At 28.4% G+C, this 1,985-nt stretch carries 2 protein-coding genes; both read right to left on the bottom strand.

Going from position 1 to position 1,985, the window contains the following annotated elements; translation table 11 throughout:
* On the bottom strand, nt 1–452 hold a 452-nt coding region (locus tag A9G30_RS10410), incomplete at its 3' end, for a DNA adenine methylase (RefSeq protein WP_141672084.1).
* A 72-nt stretch (nt 453–524) separates the two neighbouring features.
* Nucleotides 525–1,931: a ParB N-terminal domain-containing protein gene (locus A9G30_RS10405; protein ID WP_065588908.1), complete on the bottom strand. Its 1,407-nt coding sequence runs from the start codon at nt 1,929–1,931 to the stop codon at nt 525–527.
* Between the last annotated feature and the right edge of the window lie 54 nt (nt 1,932–1,985).

Below are 1,985 nucleotides of genomic sequence, written 5' to 3'. Positions count from 1 at the left end.
TTATTAAATCTTGCATCTATTTTGTAATTTCCTTGCTGTTTTAGCCCTCCAATAACACCACCTTTCAATATTCCTGAGCGATTTGTACGATTTAGGAAAAATGTGGCAAATCCTAATTGAGTCATTGAGTAATTAAGTGGATCATTTAATATTTTCTTTTGTTTATGCCACTCATCAATAGACACTTCTGTATCATTTACTAATTGAATGAAAGCATCTGTATTTTCTGTTATTGATTTCCAAAAAGAATAAATTGCTAAATCTGCATCATTAATGTGAATATTTTTACAATAATCACTAAAAAGAAGTTTCAATGCAACGCCTGCACCACCAGCATAAACTTCATAATAATCGCCACCAGTAATTTGATTTGATTTGATTATGGACTCAATGTGAGGAGCAAATTTTGCTTTTCCTCCAGGATATCTTAGTGGTGAACTGTTATTTGTCATAAATGCTTTAGTTTATTGTTTAAATGACCATAATATATTAAAAATAATATTATGGCCACATCAAAGATAGAGTCAATTCTTATTTTCGCACATCAAAATGAGTGGTTCTGTAATCAACCAAACAGCTCTCAACATTTCTTTATCGGGTAAAATAAATTCGCCATGAGCATATCGATTTAAAGATTCTAGACTATTCCAATTTGTGCTTTGATTATCAATGAATTTTTTTAAATCATACAAATATGCTTTATTACTAAACCAACTATCTCTTTTAGTTAAGGCATTTAAATTATCAGAAAGATTTTTAGTTCTTCCATTTTGATTAATACATTGATTTCTAGAGTTATGTATTTCAAATGTTCTCACAACAGCCAATTCTAATATTGTCCTTAACAATAATGCACTTGCATTTTTATGCATATCAATAATTATACCTTGAGCCTCCTCAATAAGAATATCTAATTTTTGTGATCCTGTATGGTAAGTCTTATTTTTAGGTATTAACATTTCGGGAGATTTTCTTTTCTTTTTTTCTTTTTTGTTAATAGGAGTTTCGTCTACATTTTGAGTATTCTCTGGCCCAAAATCAACCGCACCATTATCTTCAATATCATCAGGTATTGAATTGTAAATTTTATTAATATATTCCTCAATTTTTTCAACTTTATTCAGTTTTCTTGAGTCTATTTTTTTATCAATTATATCTCGAACAAAGTAGCTTATAAGATAATTAAATTTATTTTTGGATATTTGGGTTTGTAATTTTCCATCATTAATTTTAAAACCAGTTATTTGTTTAAATAAATTAGTATTAACCAATCTAGATAAATTAGTTAGGCTAAAATTAGTATTTAGAGCTTTTTCTTCTATATCAGTTGGCAAACCTAATTCGGTAAAATATCGATTTAAGTAGTATTCTTGCACAGAATCTTGAATCTCAGAGGGTTTCACATTAAATCTAGCAGCAATTTCTTCTATTGATTCCCCACTAGTTGCGCCAGCGCCAACAATAAAATTATTTTTTTGCTGACGGTTCCATTGTAATTTTCCTTCTGCATGTAATTCAAATAACACATTTTGAGCATCAATCCTAGATGGTGCAACATATACTTCAACTTTATCTATAAGATTATTTCCTAATTTATTTTTTAATTTCTCAAACTTTCTTGTCAATTTAACAGATGGGGCTTGTGATGGGTTTAGTAAACATTTTAAAGCTGATATTCTTCGATTACCTTCAATAACAACATAAGAATCATTCTCTTTTGTTACATATATTGGTTCATGATTGATAAAGCCTTTACCTACTATCTTTTCAGCTAATTTTTCTATATCTTCATGTTCAAATAAATAAGAAAGAATATCTTTAGTTGTTTTTGTTGGTATGTAATATGGAATTCTGGGATTATTTTTATCTAGTTTCAGATTTGAAATAGATAGGGACAACCTTGCCCAAGACGAATAATCTATTCTAGCCATAAATATTCATTCCTTAATTTGTTGTTACTTTATATAGAAAATTATCATATTCTT

It is taken from the genome of Gilliamella sp. Fer4-1 (assembly GCF_001690515.1).
GTDB classification, from domain to species: Bacteria; Pseudomonadota; Gammaproteobacteria; order Enterobacterales; family Orbaceae; genus Gilliamella; species Gilliamella apicola_C.
The sequence above is the reverse complement of the archived record's forward strand: the minus strand, read 5'-3'. Positions and strand labels throughout refer to the sequence as shown.